Genomic DNA, 19,158 nt, shown 5'->3' with positions numbered 1-19,158 from the left:
CGCCGAAGCGGGCCGCCCCTTTTTCCGTACGTCAGATCCGGTTGCCGGTGACGGCGTGGAAGACGTGGCTCTGGCCGGCGCGCGGCTTGACGAACACGGTGTCGCCCATGTTCGGCATGCTGCGGCGGTCGGTGCGGACGACGAAGCGCTCGTTGAGGCCCTCGAGCGCGGCGTGGCCGTAGACGTTGGCGTCGGAGCCGAGGTCCTCGACCAGCTCGACCACGACCGGCATGCCGCCCTCGGTCGGGCTGACCAGGTCGCAGTCCTCCGGCCGGAAGCCGACGGTCACCTTGCCGTCGCCACCCTCGGCGCGGGCCGCCTCGACCTGCTCCCGGGTCAGCGGGATGTTCATCTCGGCGAACGAGGCGCCCTGCTCGGTCAGCGGCACGGTCTTGATGTTCATGGCAGGGGAGCCGATGAAACCGGCGACGAAGACGTTGGCGGGGGTGTCGTAGAGCGCCCGGGGGGTGTCCACCTGCTGGAGCACGCCGTCGAGCATGACGGCGACCCGGTGGCCCATGGTCATCGCCTCGACCTGGTCGTGGGTGACGTAGACCGTGGTGATGCCGAGCTTGGCCTGCAGCGAGGCGATCTGGGTACGGGTCTGCACGCGCAGCTTGGCGTCGAGGTTCGACAGCGGCTCGTCCATGAGGAAGACCTGCGGCTCGCGGACGATGGCGCGGCCCATCGCGACCCGCTGGCGCTGGCCGCCGGAGAGCGCCTTCGGCTTGCGGCTGAGGAACTCCTCCAGCTGGAGCAGCCCGGCCGCCTCCTTGACCCGCCGGTCGATCTCGGCCTTCGAGGTCTTGCGCAGCTTGAGCGCGAACGCCATGTTCTCGTACACCGTCATGTGCGGATAGAGGGCGTAGTTCTGGAAAACCATCGCGATGTCGCGGGCCTTCGGCGGCAGGTTGGTGACATCCCGGTCGTCGATGTAGATCGCACCCTCGTCGACGTCCTCCAGACCGGCCAGCATGCGCAGGCTGGTGGACTTGCCGCAACCGGAGGGGCCGACCAGGACGAGGAACTCTCCGTCGCCGATCTCGAGGTCGAGCTGGTTGACCGCGGGGCGCTCGGTGCCCGGGTAGATCCGGGACGCCTTCGCGTAGGTGACCGTAGCCATGGTGGGGCGCTTCCTTTCACCGGCAGGAACGTGCCGGACGATCCGAGTGAAGGAGCGACCGGCGCCGTGCGGTGCCGGTCAACGGGCGCCGCCCGGGCAGCCGAGGCAGACCGGAGTGTCGTCCGTGTCACTGCACGGTAAACGGGTTTTACGGCGCTGCCAAGGCGCGAAGCAGGGGGTGGGACCGAGACCATACCCATTCGGGCCAGTCAGGCACCGGAAGGCACGAACCTCCCTCGACCGACGAGTGGTTCCGGTGTCGATCCCTCGGCGAGGAGGTCGGGAAATTGACGTTTTCCGTGCTCGGGAGGTCCGCCGAGCGGGAATTTCGGACGTCAGTCGCTATGCTGACCACGACAGCACGCGCCCCTGTAGCTCAGCTGGCCAGAGCACTCGCCTTGTAAGCGAGATGTCGCCGGTTCGATCCCGGCCGGGGGCTCCAACACCACCAGGTATTTCGCGTCGGACGCTGTTGCCAGCCGACCGGTTGACAGCAACGCTGACAGCAACCGGGGTCACGAGAGCCGCCCGTCGAGCTTGCCGAGTGCCTGACGCATCGCGTCGAGGTTGGCGTGAGCGTAGACCTTCAGCGTGATCTTGACGTCGGCGTGCCGGGCGATGGCTTGGACGACGTGCGGCGGCACGCCGAGCTCCATCAGCAGGGAGACGACGGTGTGGCGCAGATCGTCGAGGCGGACACCGGGCAAGCCGGCTGCCTCGCGGAGCCGGGCGAAGGAGCGGCTGAGGTTGGTGGGCTCCATCGGCGTGCCACGCTCGGTGGGAAAGACGAGGTCGTGGTCCGCCCAGACCTCGGCGAGGGTGGCCCGCTCGACATTCTGCTGTTCCTGATGTTCAAGCAGGGTGAGCCATGTGACCTCGGGCAGCGGCAACACGGCCTCGGAGTCCTCGGTCTTGGCGTCCAGGACGTGGAGCTGCCCGGCGACCCGCTGGACGGTCTGCTGAACCCTCAGCGTGCCCTCGTCCAAGTCGACATCCGACCAGCGGAGGCCGACCAGTTCCCCCCGCCGGAGGCCCATGGTGGCAGCAACGACGTAGAGCCCGTGGAGCCGGTGTCCCTCTGCAGCGGCGAGGAGTTGGAGGCTGCCGTCGCCGATCATAGCGATGTGTTGATCTCCAGCCTGGAGCCGGGCCTCGACAGCCGACAGTTGTTGGTGCCGGTTGCGGGCACAGCGGCGCTGCTAGTCGCCAAGGCCCACAAACTGCACGACCGGATGCAGTCGTTCAGGCCGCAGCGACCGGACCGGCTCAAGCCGAAGGATGCCGGTGACGTGCTCCGGCTGATGCAGGCGGAACCGGCGGAGCAGGTGGGTCGGCGGCTGCGTGAACTCGCCGACGATGAGACTGCTGGGGCGAGCGTGCGTGACGGAGTGCAGTGGCTACAGGACATGTTCAGCCGGCGGCGCTCCTTCGGCGTCAATCTCGCGGTTGATGCTCTGCAGGCAGCCCTTCCAGAGGAAACAGTTCGGGCGCTAGCAACCGCGTACATGGCCGCGCTGATGGGTAGCTCTACCGCCGGCTGAAGCGAAGCCCAGGGCCAGAGGCAGCGGCGAGGCAGCAAGACGCTCGACATCGGTCGGTACGACGTATTACAGAACCGCTGGCGCCGGCTGTGGTCCGGGCCTGGTTGCTAAGCATCGGTACGCGCTGACTACGTCTATCCGGCTCCCCCAGACGGGGGTCAACCGGCAGGTGGCACGGAGCTGGACAACAGCGGCGGCCCGACACCAGCCGTTTGCATAAACGTTCAGGACAACGACCAGGACGCAGGGGGCACCAGGCCGCTACGAGCGGAGGACCAGCCCGTCCGGGCCTACGTAAGGCTCGAACCTGCGGAGGCCGAACAACCGTCCGCGCCGCTGGATCCGCCCATGCCCGCGCCGGTGACCGCGGATCGACCGGTGCGTCACGTGCCGCTGAATCCACCCGTGACCGGCCCGCGTCCCGTCAACAACCGGCCCGGCTTAGCCAGCCGCATCGGGGATAGTCGGCCTTGGCGAGCCTCGCCGGGCCCCCCTTGGGGCAGACTGGCGGTTAGTCACGGAACGTAGCGGCGCCGTCGCTAAACTGCGAGAGGCCCTAGCGAGCCATCCCAAGATCGCAGGCAACAACGACACGGGAGGTGGGAGCAGTGGATGGTTCCCTGTACGAACGCCTCGGCGGAACCGATGCCATCACGGCAGTCACCCGCGCCTTTGAAGATCGCGTGGCGAAGGACGACCGAATCAACCAGAAGTTCGCCCGGACCAACCTGGACCGACTGACGAAGGAGTTCGTTGACCAGATGTGTCAGGGCACCGGCGGGCCGTGCACCTACACCGGGCGAGACATGAAGGAGACGCACACCAACATGGGCGTGACCAGCGGCGAGTTCGATGTCTTCATGGAGGACCTCGTCGCGACGCTTGACGACTTCAAGGTCGGAAAAGCCGAACAGGACGAGCTGCTGAACATGCTGTGGCCAATGAAGCCGGAGATTGTCGAAGTGGATTCGCCCCAGGTCGGAACCCCACTGCCGTCGGCGTTTGTACCGGGACCGGCTCTGTGAGCTGGGGAGATAGGTCACGGCCGTGCTAATTAGGCGAGGTGGCTCAAGGCCCGCGGGAGGTATAGGGCTTTGACGGACCGGCCACCCCCAGGCCGATCATCGACATCGCTGGCGTCAAGCACCGCACCGGGCCATCGTTCCCGCTCCTCTAGCCGCCCGCCCTGCTCTTTCGCCTGCCGCTCCGCGAGCTGACATCCACGGCTGACATCAACCGTCGCAAACAGCGGCGGACGTACTCGCACGCACGGCGAGGCCAGGGTGGAGGTGGCAGCCGTCAGCGGACGTTGCGACTCATGCCGAAAGCGCCTTGTAAGCGAGATATCAGTCAGTGGCGGCTCGCCGGTTCACTTACCCTTCCCGCATGAATCTCGATGATCTTCCCCTGGCGGAGTTCGCGTTCCCCGGGCCGCTGCGAGACAAGCTGGTGGCCGCCATCCTGTCCGGCGCGAAGTCCTCGACCTCCAGCCTTGTGCTCGGATACGAGTGCGCGAACGAGCCGCTGCCTCAGGTCGGCCAGCGATCGGCGGTGGTGGACTCGGAGGGCCGGCCCGTCGCGGTGATCGAGCTGACCGAGGTGCGTGTGGTCCGGCTCGCCGATGTCGATCTGCAGCACGCCCTCGATGAGGGCGAGGGAGATGAGTCTGTGGCGCAGTGGCGGGCCGGGCACGAGGCGTTCTGGCAGAGCGAGGAAGTGCGCGCGGAGCTGGGCGATCCCGGCTTCACCGTCGACGACGACACCCTGGTGCTGGCCCAGCGTTTCCGGCTGGTGCACACCGTTTGATCCGACTGGCTCGCGGTCTTTCCGACTCACACCGCCACGAAGCCTCCAGGGCTCGCCGAGCAGCTAAGCGAGCAGCCAAACCGGCGAACAACAGCGGACAATCACGGACCGGGGTATCAGGTCGAGTAGGAGGACCAGCCGGCGGACCAGCGCCCGGCTACCGACTCGTAATGCGTAGGTCAGGTCAGCTGGCCTCGGGAGTCAGGCGGTAGCTGCTACAGAGGTCGAGCAATAGGGCGGCCCTGATTTCGAACGACTCGTCGGTGCCGTCCAATTCCACGTCGACCAGCACCTGGTCGTCCGTGCCCGCGAAGTGCATCTCGACGCGCGGCTGCCCGTCTAGAACGAAGGTGAACCAGAGGTCGTTGTCGGCATCGGAGCTTTCGACTCCGGCGGTGAGCCCGCTGTCGTCGAGCCGGTACCGCACAAGATCAGCGATCGTCTCGACGAACGGCAGCAGGTTCCCGCGCCAGATCCACCCATGCATCGTGCCGCGCGTCTCGGTCGGCATCCGTGCAGGCTAGATCTCCGGCGCGGAGCGGCGCAAGGAAGCAGCGAAGAGGCAGCGAGACGATCACCAGCGGGCGGCAGGGAACGACGCAAGGCAGCAGACGCCCCATGCTCTGAGGCGTCGGACGACACCAGACGTCATCCGACGACATCCCGTACCCGCGTTCGGGACGAAGTAGGCAAGCTCCGCCGGCGAGACGGCCGGCGGAGCTTGACATCTACAGAAGGGCCGCAGCGGCACTCGCGGCAGGAGCGGTGTGAGGGTAGGTACCGCGGCGGTGCCGGGTCACGAGCCGGTCAGTCGCCGGTGGACCAGGTGGGTACCCAGGCTGACCACCCCGCTGCCGGCCGCCGTGCCTATCAGCACCAACATCGCGCCCACCGCCCACAGCCCGCTGCCATCGATCGACGCGGCCTGCACGGCCCAGGGAACCGTGAAGGCGACCGCCATTACCGGCGCGACCAGCCACGGGCTGAGCCACCAGCCACCGGCGGCGGCGACCACGGCAAGCGTGAGCACGCACCCGGCCACCTGCCACACCGCGTACGGGCCGCTGCGCGCGCCGGTCTCCGGGTCGATCCGGTAGCCGGTGTTCCAGCTCAGCCAGGCGAGCCAGGTGCCGACCGTCGCCGCCGCCAGGAGCAGGCCGCCGAGCAGGGTTAGTTGTGCGCCGGACAGTGCCAATCGGAAGTGCGTCGTCATGATCCCTGATCCTCCCTGGCCAACGCGACCGGGTGCCTGAGCCCTCGTACTTATCGCCCGGGGGCCCCGGTACTTGAGAATCGTCACGTCATCAGGCGGTCCTCGGTCGCAGACAGGCCGGCAAGATCATTGGGCACAATTGACGCCGATAAGGACTGTCAACCGCTGAAAGGAAGCGAGAGACCTCGCCTGGGTCAGGACGCCGATCCGCCCGATCTGAGCCGATCCACAAACCGCGGAGGGATTCAGGGTTCAAGTCTCGCTTCCCGCCTGGCGCTCGGGCTGGGTGACCAACTGAGTGACGACGGACGTAGCCACCGCTGGACGTCCATGGACGCTGACGGACCGTTCGGGCAACTCACTGCTGCTGCTCGCGCAGCTCATCAGCCCCTGGCGGTTCCTTCGGGACGAAGAGGTCATCGCAACTCGAACGTGAAACGATCCTCGTGACCAGCCTTTCGGTCCTCGGCTTCCACGGCTCGCAGGAGGCCGCAGATCCTTCCGAATCGCTCCGCTCCGAGATTCCTCTCGCTGAGCTGCCAGTCAGTCCAGACCACGGCGACCGGGCGGGGAACATCCCTGCTCAGTCGGTCCCACAGAGCATCTAGGTTCGCACCGTAGTACGGCCCGAAGTCGAGAGCACGGGCCAGGAGTAGGTGAAGGTCGACTTCGGTTCGCACCTCGCGGCCGTCAATCTCCAAGAGCACGTGACCTCACCCGTCCCTGCTGGCAGCTACACCACCGACGCACGTCTCGTCTGGGCCAGGCCCGTGCCCGATCCGTGCCCGACGCAGCGGTCAACACGGGGCGACACGGACACGTGATCTGCCCGACGATCAACGTTCGGCAGCGATCTCCCTGATGCTGCAACTACCCACCGTGTAGATCAACCCGATTCTCAAGCTGAGGGTGGGTCGTCGGCCAGATGTGGCAGCACGGCTGACGGACTCACGGCGAGTAGCGGAAATCCAACCGGAACTTCATCGCCTTCGAACACAGCATCGACAGTTCCGGCGGTGGTTGCTGGGATCTCGGTGTCGACCTTGTCGGTTGACACTTCCGCTGCCACGTCACCGACCTGCACCGGGTCGCCCAGGTGCTTCATGAGCCGGACAACGGTCGCGCTTGTGACTCCCTTGCCTAATGGAGGCATCTCGACTGCCGTTGTGCCGTCGGGCAGGCTTGGCCAAGGCCGTGTGTCGACAGCGGCTCGTGCAAGGTGTCGCCTACGAGCGCCGATGGCCGAGGCGATCATGACTGCGAGGCCGACCAGTGGTGCACCGATGTTCCATAACGCGTGCAGCAACCTCACGCCGCTCCTTGAATGGGGGACGTCAAGTCAAGCACAGGACCCAGCCGGTTGCTGTCGACAGCTATGGCGACAGCAACCGGCCTAGACGAAAACGCCCGCTGGCGGACTAGTGCAGACGATCGCCCGAGGTCACAGACGCCGCCGGACGCCGCCGAACGACCTGCACAGAGCTTGTAAGCGAGACGTCGAAGCCAGGCGTAGCCAGCAGCGAGTCAGCAAGCCGCTCGCCACGCGAACGATGACGGGCGGAACGAGCAGCACCTGACCGACGTGCGCGCACACGACGCGGCCTGTTGACACTGCCTGACAGGGGCGACCAGCCCCTAGTGGGGGGCCGTCCCTTTCCGAGGGAAGCGCTCCTGCTGGTCTGCGGACAGCGGCTCTGGGTTCCGCTTGAACGCCTGACACTTCCGCCTGAGTGACCAACTGGATAGCGATCGGCGCGGGCGAGGGATGGACGCCTGGCCGACATGTGTCGGAGGCCCCGAGCGGCGTGGTACGACTGGGTCAATACTGGGGCAAGCTGACGGAAGATGAGCGGCAGATGACGATCGGTGGCTCGCGCGGGCTGCTGCATGGCCGTGAGGGGGAGCTGCTCCTCGATCTGGTTTATGTCTTCGTGCTCACCCGATTCTCGCAGCGCCTGGTTGAGGACTTCACCACGGAACGTCGGATCATCCTGCCTGAAGTCGGTCAGACGACGCTGCTGCTACTGGCCCTGTGGTTGATCTGGGTCCACGCGGCATTTGTGACCAGCAGAGTCGATCCACAACGACCCGTGACCCAGCTGTTGGTCGTCTGGACCATGTTCGGCAGCATGATCATGGCGGTCACGTTGCCCGATGCGTTCGGCGATCGAGCTGTGGTCTTCGCGGTCACGTACGTCGCCATCCAGGTCGGCAAGCCCGTCATCCTCCTGCTTGCCCGGCGTGACCGTGGGCGGCACAGCCCCGCGCGACACCTTTGCTGGGCCGCGTTATCCGCCGTGCCCTGGATCGTCGGAGCGGTGCTATTCCCGCAGAGTCCCGCGCGCGGGGTGCTCTGGACGCTAGCGATCGCACTGGACTACACGGGACTCGTACTCGGCTGGCTCGTACCCGGGCTTGGTCGGACCGGAGCGGAGGACTGGAGACTCGCGGGCAAGCACCTCGCCGAGCGCTACCAGCAGTTCATCATCATCACGATCGGCGAAACGATCCTGCTCACGGGAGTGACATTCGCCGACAAGTTCACTCCCGACCGGGTGGCCCCGACCGTGATGTCCTTCGCCACCGCCGTGCTGATGTGGCGAATCTATTTCCACCGCGCCGGGACGGTGTTCCCCGCCGCCATCGAGGCCGCTCCCCATCCAGACCGCCTCGTTAAGTCTGGGTACTACACCCACCTGGTCATGGTGACCGGCATTCTCGCCACCGGCGTCGGCTACGCACTAGTCATCGACCAACCGCGCGGACACCAGGATCCGCTGTGGCTCGCGGTCATCCTCGGCGGGCCCGCGCTGTTCCTGGCCGGGCGGTCCCGCCTCGAGTACGAAGTGTTCGCCCGGGTGTCCCCGTCCCGGGTGATCGGACTGCTCACGCTTGTCGCCTTGACGCCGGCGATGGTCGGCCGGGCGCCGGTGATCGTCGCCACCGCCGCGGCCGTCGTCCTGGCCGGGGGTTACGGCGTGGGACGGCATACGCGAATGGAGACACCCAGACGAGGCGCCCTCGCCACAGCGCTAGGTGGGCCGCAACGGATGCCCCCGGCTGAGGTAGAGGCAGCAAGAAGGCAGCGAAGGCTGCGGCCAAGGTTGTGAAGCCCCGTCAGCCAACGGCAGGCAGCGGACGATTTTCAGCGGTGCTTGACACCCGATTTCACTGGTCGGCAGCCTGTTTCCGTTTCCCCCCGGCGGGGGTCGGGAGCGTAGGCCGCCAGACCGAAGGTGAAGTAATCCGGACGTCGTCCGAACGCAGTGGAGCTCTCTCACGTCACGTAGGTTGCTCTCCCAAGCGCCAGCCCGACTGCTCCCCGGACCCAAGTAGACGGGTAACGCGATCGGGAACGCGGATCAGGTCGTCGTCCACCCCAGGCCGGCGGTGCACCAGCCACCAACCCTGCTCGGTGTCCGGGTCGTAGTGGACGACCGCGTTCTGCTCCCTCAGGTTCCCCAGCCAGATGTCCAGCTTTTTCATCTGGGCGGCCGGGATCGGCTCGCCGGCCCGGCGGCGGTCCTCGATGCGCAGCATGTGCAGGATGTGGTTGTAGCGGTGCTCGCGCCGCACCGCCCATGGGACAAGGGTCACGCCCGCCTCCTAGAACAAGCCAGCTCTCTTGATCATCCCAGGCCCTCTCGAAAGGCGTTGGCCGGCGGGAAAGCCGTCGACAGCAACGCTGACAGCAACAGCGCCGGACGGCGGCACCTCAGCGAGGGCGGGGACGGACAGTGGTCCGAGCTAACGACCGTTGCAGGACAAGGACGGACGTGCTGCACAGAGCTTGTAAGCGAGATGTCGCCGGTTCGATCCCGGCCGGGGGCTCCAAGTCTTCACCAGCCAAAACCCCGCCCGGCGTGCCCGTCACGGAGCGGCCGGGCAGGCCGAGCAGTTCGCCACGGCGGAGGCCCAGCATGAGCGCCAGGACGTACAGCGAGTGCAGCGTGTTGGCTTTACGGTTCGAGCAGTCGTTGCGCTTGGGCGATGGTTAGACCCTTGCCGACCTCGTAGTCAGGCGTCTCGACCTGGACGAGCTTGGCCACGTTGCGGGCGACCAGCTCTTCCCGGATGGCATTCTGAAGCGCGTTGCGCAATACAGCGTGGATGTACTGGACCATCCGTATCGAGAGTCCCGCCTGCCGCTTCGCGGTCAGCAGTTGCCGAACGTTCTGTGGCGTTAGCCCGGCACGCGTCGGTCCCCGCCGTAGTCGGGAAGGCCCGCTTGTTCTGGCGTCACGTGGCGCGACGGGAGATCAGAAATTCTCTGACCTCGTCTTTCGTGCTCATGCCTTCCACGGTAGCCACGTTTCCTAGTCGCTTGGGGGGTCCCGTCAGTACCCCGCCAACGCCGCAAGCGGCTGGTTCCTTCCGGATTCGTTGGGAACGCGTCCGCCCGCCCCGCCGTGGCGCTGCGGGGCGGGCGGAAATGCGTGAGGGGTTGGTCAGACGGTGAGCAGCACCTTGATGGCGCGCCGCTCGTCCATCGCCCGGTAACCCTCCGCCGCCTGGTCGAGCGGCAGGGTGAGGTCGAAGACCTTACCGGGGTCGATCTTGCGTTCCCAGATAAGCTGAATCAGGTCGGGCAGGAACCGGCGGACCGGGGCAGGACCACCGTGCACGTGGATGCCGGGGAAGAACAGCTGGATGCCGGGGATCGCGACCTCATAGTTCACGCCGACGATGCCCATGTACCCGGCCGGCCGGGTGGCCCCGATCGCCTGCAGGGTCGATTCCTGGGTGCCGACGGCCTCGACCACCGAGTGCGCGCCGAGCCCGCCGGTGAGCTCCTTGATCTTCGCCACGCCCTCCTCGCCGCGCTCCTCGACGATGTCGGTCGCGCCGTACTCCAAAGCGAGTCTCTGCCGTTCGGGGTGGCGGGACATCGCGATGATCCGCTCCGCGCCCAGCTGCTTGGCGGCCAGGACCGCCATCAAGCCGACCGCGCCGTCACCGACGACCGCGACGGTCTTGCCCGGGGCGGCCTCGGCTGCCACGGCGCCGAACCAGCCGGTGCCCAGCACGTCGGAGGCGGCCAGCAGCGACGGGATCAGCTCCGGGTCCGGGTGCCCCGGCGTGGGCACCAGGGTGCCATCGGCGAACGGGATACGCGCCTTCTCGGCCTGCGTGCCGATCGTCTGCGACACGAACTGCCGGTGCACGCACTGGGACTGGTAGCCGGACCGGCAGATCTCGCACGTGCCGTCGGAGATGACGAACGACCCGACAACGAAATCGCCGACCTTGACGTTCCGCACCTCCGAGCCGACTTCCTCGACCACGCCCACGTACTCATGCCCCATCACCTGGTGGTCGGCAGGCTCGACCCCCCGGTAGGGCCACAGGTCCGACCCGCAGATGCACGTGGCGGTCAGCCGGACGATCGCGTCCGTGGGCTCGATGATCTTCGGATCGTCACGCTCCTCCACCCGGACATCACCGGCGGTGTGCATGATCACTCCACGCATCGGGTGTTTCTCCTTGCTCTCTACGTAGCGCCTGCGGTGCCGAGCCGTGTCTTGAAAGCCGCAGCATCCACGTCTTCCTGACCCATGGAACTCCCGCCGACAGCCCCACTGGGAGGGCATAACAGGACCCCTCAAGCGGCTTCCCGCGCTGCCCCGCCCGATGCCGTGCCCGCTTGCGGCTCAGCTACTGAGTCTGCCTGCGGCTGGGCTCCTGCCGGACGGCTTCCGTGAGATCCCGCCACGTGCCCGCCGAGGTCTTCACCATCCGGGCCACCATCGAGCGCGCCGATACTTCATCCGGGAAGTCGTACGAGACTTCCTGCCCTCCGTCACCGCCGAAGCGGCCACGGACCCGCCAGAGTTGGCCGTCCGAAAGCAGCCAGATGTCGCGTCGGGTCATGCGCCCCCGAGCACCAGCGTGCCTGGCGTCGTACTCAGATCGCGGACCCTGACGTCGGATTGGGCGGGAGGACCTGGCGGTGGACCAGCAGCGGGAGCCGACTCGTAATTCGGAGGTCAGCAGCCGCTGCCGATCCCTGCCGTACAGGACGCAAGTACAGCAACCCACGGCACCGTCACAGCCCTCGCTCGACCGGCCGAGGCTCGCGACCTGCCTACCGGACCGTTATGTGTCCGGCTCCCCCCGGCGGGGGTCGTAGCCCGGCCGCGCATACTGCCCCGCTTCAGCCGTTGACAACCCTGGTTGTCAGGCGGACTCTGAAGTGCGAGGTCACTAGCGAGGGGGTCAGTGATGCGGGATCTAACCCAGGACGAGCGGCAGGACCTACGGCGGCAACTGGGTGCTATTGCCGCCGAATGGGGGCAGCGGCTGAAGGACTCCGATATGGATGGGCGGGGCGGGGGTGATCAGAAGCCGAGCTACGTAGAGGGGATGCGGACTCACCTCGCGCGGATGGCGGCAGGTGAGCAGATGAGCAGTCTTCTCGCTGACCTCGTATCCGCTAGCGCCGAGGAGGCGGTGAAGTACGGTGCCGGGTATCCCGAGCTTGGTGCGGCGGTAGGCGTCAGTCGGCAAGCAGCACGTAAGCGATGGCCTCGCCTATCGATCTCGAAGAGGCGCAGCGGCGAGTGGAAGCAACCGCCTGGGGGCATCGGTTGGGCCGGCAGCCATCTGGGCTACCCCGGACCGCCGGGGACAGCCTGATTGCCTGGCTTGACATCCGTGGCTGACAGCAACGGCGGCGGCTGTTGCCGGACATGTGCGTACGGGTCTCGCCGCCGGGCCGGACGCCATGGACGTCAGCGGACGCTGTGAGTCTTGCCGAAAGCGCCTTGTAAGCGAGCTGTCGCCGGTTCGATCCCGGCCGGGGGGCTCCAATCTCACCAGGCGCTCTCCGACGGGCGCTGCCGGGAGTCGATCGGTTGACAGCAACGCTGACCGCAGCCGGGCTCATCCGCCGATCGTTGGCACCGGTCTAGGCTCCTGGCTGTGATCCAGGCCGTAGTTGTCGATGTCGATAACGCGCTGTGCCTTACCGGCGGTCTGCTTCGATCTTGAGAACGAGGTGTTGATGGCTATCGGCCGCGAGCCGATGTCCCGCGCCGTGCATCTGGCAACCTGGGGTGAGCCGCAGCGGCGCGGGCCGCCGCGCGTGGGGGCGGCCCGCCGAGCTTGTCGAGCACCTGACGCATCGCGTCGAGGCTGGCCTCCGCCACCGCGACCCGCGCTGGTGTCGGCCAGCAAGGACGTCGGCGTTGATGACCCCGGGGCTCCTCGGCGTCACCGCGGCGTGCTTTCTCCAATCGGCCCGCGCCCGCCGTGCTGAGGATTACCGTACGTAAGCGTGAACACCCCTCGTGTCTCTGCCATGACGCTGAGTGCCATCCTGGTCCTGCCCGCTGTGGCGGTCGGGTCACCAACGCGGGCGGCGGCCGCGCCGTACGTGCCATGCCCGAGGGTGAAGCCGCCGGTGCCCCCGCCCGCCGCACCTTCCCCGCCACCGGTTGACGCCGCCCGGCGGGCAGTCGGAGGGGAGGCGCTGGCGACGGCAGGACTGGCCATTCCTGCGGGCGCGCCGATGGCGCCGGCCGTGACCGCCACCTCCTGGCTCGTGGCGGACCTCAACAGCGGTGAGGTGCTGGGTGGGTGCGGCTCCCACGAGCACCGAACGCCGGCCAGCGTGCAGAAACTGCTGCTGGCGGCGGCCCTGATGCCGCGCCTCGACCCGAAGCAGGTCGTCGAGGTGAAGCGGGAGGATCTGGCGGATCTCGATCCGGCCAGTTCAGTGATGGGGGTGGGCGCGGGCGGCCAGTACTCGATCGAGAGTCTGTGGCTGGGGCTGCTCCTCAGATCGGGGAACGACGCGGCCAACGTGCTGGCTCGCGTCGGCGGCGGCGGCGCCGGCAGGCAGGGCGGAGTCCAGGCGATGAACGACGAAGCGCGCCGGCTGCGCGCGAACCAGACCCACGCTGCAACGCCCTCAGGCCTGGACGGCCCCGGTCAGTACACCAGCGCGTACGACCTCGCGCTGATCGCGCGGGCCACCTTCGCCCGCGAAGACTTCCGGCGATACATGGCCACCAGGGTGGCGCAGGTACCGGCACGCCCGGGAACGCCGGCGTTCGCGATGACCCACGACGCCACGCTGCTGGACAGCTACCCCGGAACGCTCGGCGGGAAGACGGGCTTCACCGACCTGGCTCGGCAGACGTACGTCGGCGTGGCCGAACGCAACGGCCGGCGCCTCGCGGTGACCCTGCTGGGAGCGGAGACCGCGCCGCTGGGGAGTCTGGGCGAGGCGGCAGCCCTGCTCAACTGGGGCTTCGCGCTCTCTCCCAACGCCTCCGTCGGCCGCCTGGTCACACCCGGAGAAAAGAAGGATGAGCAACCCATGGTCGCCGTCAAAGGCGAGCGCCCCGGTCGGGTCGAGAAGTCGTCACCGTTCTCGTTGCCCATCAGCCTCGGCCTCGGCGCCCTCGTACTGGCCGTCCTGATCCTGGCGCCTCCCCGGAGGCGTATCGGTGGGCGGAGAGAAGACAGCCAACCGTAGGAAACCAAGTGTCCCTTGTCGCTCATCCCGACCGGGGCTCGGCTGCGAGGATCGTGTCGTGCAGTCGTGGTGGAGAGCCGGCCGGGCCGCCTCGGGCCGGTAACCTGACGGCGATGAGCCGCGCGGTGGAGGAGTCCAACCGGGCGATGCTGCGCGCCCGGGACGCGATGGACCGGTCGTACGCAGAGCCGCTCGACGTGCCGGCGCTGGCGCGGATCGCGCACGTCTCCGAGGCGCACTTCATCCGAACCTTCCGGGCCACGTTCGGCGAGACCCCGCACCGCTACCTGCAACGGCGCCGGGTCGAGCGGGCGATGTACCTGCTGGTGCAGACCGACGAGCCGGTCACCGAGATCTGCTTCGCGGTCGGCTTCGGCAGCCTGGGCACGTTCAGCCGCACGTTCCGCGACATCGTCGGCGAGTCCCCCTCGGACTACCGGAAGCGCAAGGCGTCACCGGCCGCCGTGCCGAGTTGCTTCACCAAGGCCTGGATGCGGCCGAGCAGCGTCCGCTGACCCGGTCAGCGGCGTACCCGGTTGCGCACCTCCGCCCAGATCCGGTTGCCGAGCCGGGTCCGCTTGATCCAGCGCAGCCGCGCGACAAGCGGCGACGGCTTGGGCGGGCGCGGGGGAGCGGTGATCCGGGCGTAGGTGGCGGCGGTGGCGGGCCGGGTGGCGCCGGCTTCGAGCTGGTGGGAGGCGAGCGCCAACCAGGTGAACTGCTGCAGCGTCCGGGCGTCGGCTCGACCGCCCTTGACCGCCGCCCGCAACGTCTTCTCCACCGCAGGCCGGTGGATCACCTCGGTGATCGGGCCGTGCGCCGTGTCCAGCAGGTCGGCGATCACCTCGATGCCGTCGCCCTCCCACACCCGGGTGGCGGTGGATCCGCCGGTGCTGACGCTGACGAACGGAACCTCGGCCCACTCCGGGACCAGCCACTCGATCAGCCCGGTGTGCAGCAGCCGGCCGCGCTTCTGCTCGGGGGTCAGGCCGAAGGTGGCGGCGACGAAGCCCGGGGCGAGGAACGGGGTGACCATGCCGGTGGCGTTGGCGGAGGTGCACCAGCGGCGCATCCGTTCCACCAGATAGAGGTGATCGAGGAGGTGCAGGTCGCGCAGGCCGATGTCGCGCGCGTGGCGGAGCAGCGCGGCGATCCGGTCCTGCTCCGCGGCGACCGCCGCCTCGGCGGCCACCGCTCTCGGCACCGCTGCCAGGAGTTTCGCCAGCCCGGCCTGCTCGGGTGACGCCGTCTCCGCGTCCGCCGGTGGATACCAGTAGCCGGTGGCGAGCTCGCCGGCGGCGCCGGTGAAGGTGGCCGGGCGGACCCGCTCGTCCAAGCGGGTGGCGGCGGCCGGGCGGACCACGTAGCTGGAGGGGAACTGGAAGTCGTGCAGCCTTTGCAGCCGCCTGGTGCGCTCCCGCAGACCCGTGCCGAGCACTCGCGCCGGCGCCCCGGCGAGCCGGAGTTCGTGCTCCGGGTTCAGTCCGCGCTTGTCCCGCAGGATCTGCACGAGCTGCCGGGCCACCTCGCCCTCCGCCCCGGTGTCCTCATTGGTCACGAACCGGGGTGTGCCGCCGGCCGCGAGGAGCGACGCCGCGATCAGCCGGGAGTCCTTGCCGCCGGACAGCCCGAGCGGGATCTCGTCCGCGTACAGCCGGTGCATGCTGGCCGCGGTCCTGGTGAGGGCGTCGGCCGCCCCGTCCAGCAGGTCGTCGAGCGACCCGTCCCGGCCGGCGAACCCACTGGTCACCACGTCGTCCGTCGCGTACCGGATTGCGGTGGTGAGGTCCCAGCCGCCGTCGGCGCGGCGGCGGCCGGTCACTCGCTCGCCGGGCCGCAGCAGCCGGGTGCCGGCGATTGGCGAGAGGTCACCGCCGAAGTGCCCGCAGAGCGCGTACGACCGCCAGCCGTCGGGGTCGGGCCGGACATCGCCGTGCAGGAAGGCGGCGAGCGGGCTGGGCCGGGTGCAGAACGCCGTCACCCCGCCCGACGTGCCGGTGAAGACCCGGCACATCCCGAGCCAGTCCTGCTGCAGGGCGAAGCCGTCGGCCGCGTGGAGAGCGAGCAGCCCGAACGGCGGCACCACCTCCCGGTGCACGTCCTCGCCGGCGAGCAGCCGGCCGGCCAGCGCGGTCGGGCCGCCGGTCAGGTCGAGCCCCACCGGGAGCCCCAGCGAGACCGCGGTGACCGGACCGGCCAGGTCCACCGTCGACCACCGGTACGCCCCCGAGTCGTGTGGGTGCAGGACGATGACACCCCAGTCCTCGCCGCCGAACTCGTGTCGACGGAAGCTCGCCGGGACCACCTCGGCGAGGCTCGCGTCGAACCGGTCCCGGGCGGCCCGTCGGGCCGCTTCGGGCAGCGCCCGCTCGGCGAACCAGGCCAGCATGATGTGCATCGGCGATCCTCCGAACCTGCGGGGCGGCGGCACTGCGCGTGTGGCGCAAGTAAACACAGGGCCAACCCGCCGCGGTGCCCCGCAAGAACAAACGAGGAACATCAGGCAAAGGTCGCACCCGCGCCGAGGCGAGCAGTTTTGGAGAAGCACGAGGTCAGCGCCCGCGCCTAGCGTCTCTGCCATGACGATGAACGCGATCACCCGCTCCCAGATCTACGTCCTCGACCAGGACGAGGCGCTCGACTTCTACGTCGGCAAGCTCGGCCTGGAGGTCAACACCGACCAGGACCTCGGCTTCATGCGCTGGCTGACGGTCAACGTGCCCGGCGACCCCGAGCGCGAGATCCTGCTGGAGAAGCCGGGCCCGCCGGCCCTCGACCCGGCCACCGCGGAGCAGGTCCGGGAGCTGCTCACCAAGGGGGCGCTCTCCGGCTGGCTCTGCCTCACCACCGACGACGCCCGCAAGACGTACGAGGACCTGGTGGCCAAGGGAGTCGACATCACGGACGAGCCGACCGAGCGGCCGTACGGGATCGACTTCGGCATCCGCGACCCGTTCGGCAACCGGATCCGCATCGGCCAGATGTACCCGCGGGCCTGAGGGGAGTGGACCAATGACCGACGCTCTCCCGCTTCACCAGGTACGACCGGCCGCCTTCGGCCGGGACCGGTTGCTGCTCGCCGGCGGCGCCCTCGCCGGCCCGATCTTCGTCGGGTCCGCGTTGGTCCAGGGCTTCGCCCGGGACGGCTTCGACTTCCGGCGGCACCCGGTCAGCGTGCTGAGCAACGGCGATCTGGGCTGGGTGCAGATCGCCACGTTCCTGGTCACCGGTCTGCTCGTGCTCGGTGCCGCCGCCGCGCTGCGCCGCACGGACCCCGGGTCGGCGTGGCTGTCGAAACTGCTCGCCCTCTACGGGACCGGGCTGGTGCTGGCCGGGATCTTCCGGGCCGACCCGTTCGACGGCTTCCCGGCCGGCACCCCTCATGGGCCGGGTGAGATCAGCTGGCACGGGGGCCTGCACTTCCTCGCGGCGGCGATCGGCTTCGTCGCTCTGATCGTCGCCGCGGCGGCCGGGGCCCGGCGGGCGGCGCGGCGAGGCGAGGGTGGTTGGGCGGCGTACAGCTTGCTGGCGGGGTTGTACTTCGCGGCGGCCTGGGTCGCGATGATCGTCCACCCTGCGCCGGTGACCATGCTGGGCTTCGGCCTCGCCGTGGCGGTCGGCTGGGCCTGGATCACCGGGACGCTCCGGCGGGCGGAGCACGGCCGGGCCGTCTGAAACACGATCGGGAGGCGCGGGCTAGGCTCGCGCCTCCCGATCCCTGTGAGGTGAGCGATGGCGAGTCGGCTGCTCTTCCTGGTCCGGCACGGCGAGCAGGACCGGCCCGAGGTCGAGTCGCCGGACGCGGGGCTTTCCGCCCGCGGTCGCCGACAGGCGACGCTGCTCGGCGAGCGACTGCGTGGCGTACCCTTCAGCGCCGTCCACCACGGACCGGCGCGCCGGGCCGCGGAAACCGCCGAGCTGGTCGCTGCCGCACTCCCCGGTGTCCCGGTGTACGTCTCCGAACTGGCCGGCGACCACCTGCCGCACGACACCGACCCGGCGGGCCTGCCGCCGGCGTACGCGAGCTTTCTGGCCGGGTTCACCGAGCGCGAGCGGGCGGACGGGCCGCGACGGACGCCGGAGGCGGTTGCCCGGTTCGCCACCGCCCCGACCGACGGTGACGTACGCGACCTGGTAATCACGCACAATTTCCTGATCGCCTGGTTCGTCCGGCACGCGCTGGAGGCGCCGGAGCGGCGTTGGCTGGGGTTGAACCACCACAACTGCGGGCTGACCGTCATCCGCTACCGGGACGGTGGGCCGCCGAATCTGATCGCTGTCAACGACGTGTCCCACCTGCCGTTGGAACTGCGCGGCACCGGCCTGCCGCCCGACTACGTCTTCTAACTGACTGGGCGCGGCGAGCTGGCAGGGTGCTCCACCTGGCTGCGGGCACGTGCCGGGTCACTGGCGGTCCGGTCGACGGTGCCGACCTCACCCGCCAAGGGGGGCTCGAGGGGTCTGGGATGCGCGGCCCGCCGACCGGGCGGCGGCCGGTCGTCAACCGGTGGCGCGGGTGAGCAGCTCGACGACGGCGGCGGTGGCCGCAGGGCGGGAGGCGTCGGTGGGGCAGTCGACGTAGCCGGTCGTCGTCCCGTCCACGGTGAGAAGGTAGGTGAACGAGTCGGCGCAGCTGGTCGGCTTGGTCGTGCTGCCGGTCTCGGCGGCGAGCCGCGGGTCGGCGGCGAGCTGCCGCAGCCGCTCGAGGTCCGCCGCGCTCAGCTGACCGGTGCGGGATGCGCCGGACCGGTCGACCACCGTCCACCGCCCGTCGGGTTCGACGGTCACCGTGTCCCGGACCCCGGCGATGCCGCCGGACTTCTCCAGCACCAGGCGGGCGACCTGGGCGGCCGGGGTCGCGCTGCGGCGAGCGCCGGTGCTCGTTGAGTCGGTCGCCGAGCAACCGCCCAGCGGGATGAGCAGCGCGGCGACGGTGACCGCCGCGACGCGGGTTGATCTCATGCCGGTCGGACGCGCCACGCCGCCGCCCGGT

Annotated in this window: 21 protein-coding genes and 1 tRNA gene; 10 read left to right on the top strand and 12 right to left on the bottom strand. The window is 68.9% G+C overall.

What is annotated here, in order from left to right; genetic code table 11:
- Positions 1-31: 31 nt before the first annotated feature.
- Entirely contained in the window at positions 32-1,123 is a 1,092-nt protein-coding gene (locus GA0070624_RS02185) for an ABC transporter ATP-binding protein (protein WP_091336177.1), read from the bottom strand.
- A gap of 365 nt (positions 1,124-1,488) precedes the next feature.
- On the opposite strand from GA0070624_RS02185, the gene GA0070624_RS02180 reads away from it, so the two are divergent.
- Positions 1,489-1,565, top strand: a tRNA-Thr gene (locus tag GA0070624_RS02180).
- Positions 1,566-1,638: 73 nt separating this feature from the next.
- Here the strand turns inward: GA0070624_RS02180 and GA0070624_RS02175 are convergent.
- Complete coding sequence (locus tag GA0070624_RS02175) at positions 1,639-2,241, bottom strand: site-specific integrase (RefSeq protein ID WP_245718625.1); 603 nt, start codon at positions 2,239-2,241, stop codon at positions 1,639-1,641.
- A 6-nt stretch (positions 2,242-2,247) separates the two neighbouring features.
- On the opposite strand from GA0070624_RS02175, the gene GA0070624_RS02170 reads away from it, so the two are divergent.
- The 3 genes from GA0070624_RS02170 (at position 2,248) to GA0070624_RS02160 (ending at position 4,470) form a co-directional block, all read left to right on the top strand.
- Complete coding sequence (locus GA0070624_RS02170) at positions 2,248-2,664, top strand: hypothetical protein (RefSeq protein ID WP_091336175.1); 417 nt, start codon at positions 2,248-2,250, stop codon at positions 2,662-2,664.
- 608 nt (positions 2,665-3,272) lie between these two features.
- On the top strand, positions 3,273-3,689 hold the full coding sequence (locus tag GA0070624_RS02165; RefSeq protein WP_218105099.1) for a group I truncated hemoglobin: 417 nt from the start codon (positions 3,273-3,275) through the stop codon (positions 3,687-3,689).
- Between the two features lie 361 nt (positions 3,690-4,050).
- Complete coding sequence (locus GA0070624_RS02160) at positions 4,051-4,470, top strand: ASCH domain-containing protein (RefSeq protein ID WP_091336172.1); 420 nt, start codon at positions 4,051-4,053, stop codon at positions 4,468-4,470.
- A gap of 184 nt (positions 4,471-4,654) precedes the next feature.
- Here GA0070624_RS02160 and GA0070624_RS02155 read toward each other — a convergent pair whose 3' ends face one another.
- From GA0070624_RS02155 to GA0070624_RS02140, 4 genes are all read right to left on the bottom strand, one after another.
- On the bottom strand, positions 4,655-4,981 hold the full coding sequence (locus GA0070624_RS02155; protein ID WP_091336170.1) for a hypothetical protein: 327 nt from the start codon (positions 4,979-4,981) through the stop codon (positions 4,655-4,657).
- A gap of 285 nt (positions 4,982-5,266) precedes the next feature.
- A complete protein-coding gene (locus GA0070624_RS02150) occupies positions 5,267-5,683 on the bottom strand; it encodes a hypothetical protein (RefSeq protein WP_091336168.1) in 417 nt (138 codons plus the stop codon).
- Positions 5,684-6,099: 416 nt separating this feature from the next.
- Complete coding sequence (locus GA0070624_RS02145) at positions 6,100-6,390, bottom strand: barstar family protein (protein ID WP_091336166.1); 291 nt, start codon at positions 6,388-6,390, stop codon at positions 6,100-6,102.
- 191 nt (positions 6,391-6,581) lie between these two features.
- Positions 6,582-6,995, bottom strand: coding sequence for a biotin/lipoyl-containing protein (locus tag GA0070624_RS02140; RefSeq protein WP_091336164.1), 414 nt, complete (start codon positions 6,993-6,995; stop codon positions 6,582-6,584).
- Between the two features lie 418 nt (positions 6,996-7,413).
- Here GA0070624_RS02140 and GA0070624_RS02135 point away from each other — a divergent pair, with 418 nt between their 5' ends.
- Positions 7,414-8,793, top strand: a complete 1,380-nt coding sequence (locus tag GA0070624_RS02135) for a low temperature requirement protein A (protein WP_245718624.1) — start codon at positions 7,414-7,416, stop codon at positions 8,791-8,793.
- A 172-nt stretch (positions 8,794-8,965) separates the two neighbouring features.
- On the opposite strand, the gene GA0070624_RS02130 is transcribed toward GA0070624_RS02135, so the two are convergent.
- The 4 genes from GA0070624_RS02130 to GA0070624_RS02115 all read right to left on the bottom strand — a co-directional run bounded on the left by GA0070624_RS02130 (position 8,966) and on the right by GA0070624_RS02115 (position 11,554).
- Entirely contained in the window at positions 8,966-9,280 is a 315-nt protein-coding gene (locus GA0070624_RS02130; protein ID WP_091336162.1) for a hypothetical protein, read from the bottom strand.
- 362 nt (positions 9,281-9,642) lie between these two features.
- Complete coding sequence (locus tag GA0070624_RS02125; RefSeq protein ID WP_218105098.1) at positions 9,643-9,807, bottom strand: hypothetical protein; 165 nt, start codon at positions 9,805-9,807, stop codon at positions 9,643-9,645.
- Between the two features lie 324 nt (positions 9,808-10,131).
- Entirely contained in the window at positions 10,132-11,154 is a 1,023-nt protein-coding gene (locus tag GA0070624_RS02120) for a zinc-dependent alcohol dehydrogenase family protein (RefSeq protein WP_176731561.1), read from the bottom strand.
- Positions 11,155-11,338: 184 nt separating this feature from the next.
- The gene (locus tag GA0070624_RS02115) at positions 11,339-11,554 is read right to left on the bottom strand and encodes a hypothetical protein (RefSeq protein WP_091336160.1); all 216 of its coding nucleotides are present in this window, start codon (positions 11,552-11,554) and stop codon (positions 11,339-11,341) included.
- A 1,429-nt stretch (positions 11,555-12,983) separates the two neighbouring features.
- Between GA0070624_RS02115 and GA0070624_RS02105 the strand changes: the two genes are divergently transcribed.
- Both GA0070624_RS02105 and GA0070624_RS02100 read left to right on the top strand, forming a co-directional pair.
- Positions 12,984-14,165, top strand: a complete 1,182-nt coding sequence (locus tag GA0070624_RS02105; RefSeq protein WP_091336158.1) for a D-alanyl-D-alanine carboxypeptidase family protein — start codon at positions 12,984-12,986, stop codon at positions 14,163-14,165.
- A gap of 113 nt (positions 14,166-14,278) precedes the next feature.
- Positions 14,279-14,680: a helix-turn-helix domain-containing protein gene (locus GA0070624_RS02100; protein WP_176731560.1), complete on the top strand. Its 402-nt coding sequence runs from the start codon at positions 14,279-14,281 to the stop codon at positions 14,678-14,680.
- Between the two features lie 5 nt (positions 14,681-14,685).
- Here the strand turns inward: GA0070624_RS02100 and GA0070624_RS02095 are convergent, their stop codons facing one another.
- Positions 14,686-16,563, bottom strand: coding sequence for an asparagine synthetase B family protein (locus GA0070624_RS02095; RefSeq protein WP_091336156.1), 1,878 nt, complete (start codon positions 16,561-16,563; stop codon positions 14,686-14,688).
- 181 nt (positions 16,564-16,744) lie between these two features.
- On the opposite strand from GA0070624_RS02095, the gene GA0070624_RS02090 reads away from it, so the two are divergent.
- The 3 genes from GA0070624_RS02090 to GA0070624_RS02080 are packed head-to-tail and all read left to right on the top strand — an operon-like array spanning position 16,745 to position 18,512.
- Positions 16,745-17,164, top strand: a complete 420-nt coding sequence (locus GA0070624_RS02090) for a VOC family protein (RefSeq protein WP_091336153.1) — start codon at positions 16,745-16,747, stop codon at positions 17,162-17,164.
- Between the two features lie 13 nt (positions 17,165-17,177).
- On the top strand, positions 17,178-17,840 hold the full coding sequence (locus GA0070624_RS02085) for a DUF998 domain-containing protein (RefSeq protein ID WP_091336151.1): 663 nt from the start codon (positions 17,178-17,180) through the stop codon (positions 17,838-17,840).
- 57 nt (positions 17,841-17,897) lie between these two features.
- Entirely contained in the window at positions 17,898-18,512 is a 615-nt protein-coding gene (locus GA0070624_RS02080; protein ID WP_091336149.1) for a histidine phosphatase family protein, read from the top strand.
- A gap of 153 nt (positions 18,513-18,665) precedes the next feature.
- On the opposite strand, the gene GA0070624_RS02075 is transcribed toward GA0070624_RS02080, so the two are convergent.
- Positions 18,666-19,127, bottom strand: coding sequence for a protealysin inhibitor emfourin (locus GA0070624_RS02075; RefSeq protein ID WP_141714917.1), 462 nt, complete (start codon positions 19,125-19,127; stop codon positions 18,666-18,668).
- Positions 19,128-19,158: the final 31 nt, after the last annotated feature.

Origin of the sequence: Micromonospora rhizosphaerae (assembly GCF_900091465.1) — a bacterium.
GTDB classification, from domain to species: Bacteria; Actinomycetota; Actinomycetes; order Mycobacteriales; family Micromonosporaceae; genus Micromonospora; species Micromonospora rhizosphaerae.
This window is presented reverse-complemented; position numbering and strand designations above follow the sequence as displayed.

What these genes read in the sequence shown, in the direction of transcription:
- GA0070624_RS02185 (WP_091336177.1), bottom strand. Translation starts at nt 1,123, where the DNA reads ATGGCTACGGTCACCTACGCGAAGGCGTCCCGGATCTACCCGGGCACC.
- GA0070624_RS02175 (WP_245718625.1), bottom strand. Translation starts at nt 2,241, where the DNA reads ATGATCGGCGACGGCAGCCTCCAACTCCTCGCCGCTGCAGAGGGACAC.
- GA0070624_RS02160 (WP_091336172.1), top strand. Translation starts at nt 4,051, where the DNA reads ATGAATCTCGATGATCTTCCCCTGGCGGAGTTCGCGTTCCCCGGGCCG.
- GA0070624_RS02155 (WP_091336170.1), bottom strand. Translation starts at nt 4,981, where the DNA reads ATGCCGACCGAGACGCGCGGCACGATGCATGGGTGGATCTGGCGCGGG.
- GA0070624_RS02150 (WP_091336168.1), bottom strand. Translation starts at nt 5,683, where the DNA reads ATGACGACGCACTTCCGATTGGCACTGTCCGGCGCACAACTAACCCTG.
- GA0070624_RS02125 (WP_218105098.1), bottom strand. Translation starts at nt 9,807, where the DNA reads ATGGTCCAGTACATCCACGCTGTATTGCGCAACGCGCTTCAGAATGCC.
- GA0070624_RS02120 (WP_176731561.1), bottom strand. Translation starts at nt 11,154, where the DNA reads ATGCGTGGAGTGATCATGCACACCGCCGGTGATGTCCGGGTGGAGGAG.
- GA0070624_RS02115 (WP_091336160.1), bottom strand. Translation starts at nt 11,554, where the DNA reads ATGACCCGACGCGACATCTGGCTGCTTTCGGACGGCCAACTCTGGCGG.
- GA0070624_RS02105 (WP_091336158.1), top strand. Translation starts at nt 12,984, where the DNA reads ATGACGCTGAGTGCCATCCTGGTCCTGCCCGCTGTGGCGGTCGGGTCA.
- GA0070624_RS02100 (WP_176731560.1), top strand. Translation starts at nt 14,279, where the DNA reads ATGAGCCGCGCGGTGGAGGAGTCCAACCGGGCGATGCTGCGCGCCCGG.
- GA0070624_RS02095 (WP_091336156.1), bottom strand. Translation starts at nt 16,563, where the DNA reads ATGCACATCATGCTGGCCTGGTTCGCCGAGCGGGCGCTGCCCGAAGCG.
- GA0070624_RS02090 (WP_091336153.1), top strand. Translation starts at nt 16,745, where the DNA reads ATGACGATGAACGCGATCACCCGCTCCCAGATCTACGTCCTCGACCAG.
- GA0070624_RS02085 (WP_091336151.1), top strand. Translation starts at nt 17,178, where the DNA reads ATGACCGACGCTCTCCCGCTTCACCAGGTACGACCGGCCGCCTTCGGC.
- GA0070624_RS02080 (WP_091336149.1), top strand. Translation starts at nt 17,898, where the DNA reads ATGGCGAGTCGGCTGCTCTTCCTGGTCCGGCACGGCGAGCAGGACCGG.
- GA0070624_RS02075 (WP_141714917.1), bottom strand. Translation starts at nt 19,127, where the DNA reads ATGAGATCAACCCGCGTCGCGGCGGTCACCGTCGCCGCGCTGCTCATC.